Annotated in this window: 5 tRNA genes; all 5 read left to right on the top strand. The window is 47.0% G+C overall.

The annotated features are described in order from the left end of the window. Positions 1 to 3: 3 nt before the first annotated feature. Positions 4 to 76, top strand: a tRNA-Lys gene (locus tag AC0IXC_RS29090). A 16-nt stretch (positions 77 to 92) separates the two neighbouring features. Continuing rightward, positions 93 to 175: transfer RNA gene (locus AC0IXC_RS29085), tRNA-Leu, on the top strand. 96 nt (positions 176 to 271) lie between these two features. Then, positions 272 to 348 (top strand) — tRNA-Arg (locus tag AC0IXC_RS29080). A 3-nt stretch (positions 349 to 351) separates the two neighbouring features. Continuing rightward, a tRNA-Pro gene (locus tag AC0IXC_RS29075) sits at positions 352 to 428 on the top strand. Between the two features lies 1 nt (position 429). Continuing rightward, positions 430 to 500 (top strand) — tRNA-Gly (locus AC0IXC_RS29070). The last annotated feature ends 79 nt before the right edge of the window (positions 501 to 579 follow it).

Raw genomic sequence — 579 nt, 5'->3', positions numbered from 1 at the left:
TACGAGCCATTAGCTCAGTTGGTAGAGCATCTGACTTTTAATCAGAGGGTCGAAGGTTCGAATCCTTCATGGCTCACTTTTGTTTTTTTCGCGCGGTCGTGGCGGAACGGCAGACGCGCTAGGTTGAGGGCCTAGTGGGGGAAACCCCGTGGAGGTTCAAGTCCTCTCGGCCGCATCAAAAAATCTTTTAAAAAGTACTTGCATTTGAAAATGTAGTATGGTAAGATAATTGAGTCGCCAAAATACAACGACGAAAAAACATCATGAATAAGCGCCCGTAGCTCAATTGGATAGAGCGTTTGACTACGGATCAAGAGGTTAGGGGTTCGACTCCTCTCGGGCGCGCCATAACGGGAAGTGGCTCAGCTTGGTAGAGCACCTGGTTTGGGACCAGGGGGTCGCAGGTTCAAATCCTGTCTTCCCGACCACGCGGGTGTAGTTTAGTGGTAAAACAAGAGCCTTCCAAGCTCTGGTCGAGAGTTCGATTCTCTTCACCCGCTTTTAGTTCTTTGAAAACTGAACGAAACAAACAACGTGAACGTCAATTTTTATTTTTAGATGCTAGACAAACTAACTTTA

This window comes from Bacillus sp. AC266, from assembly GCF_979253805.1.
The sequence above is the reverse complement of the archived record's forward strand: the minus strand, read 5'-3'. Positions and strand labels throughout refer to the sequence as shown.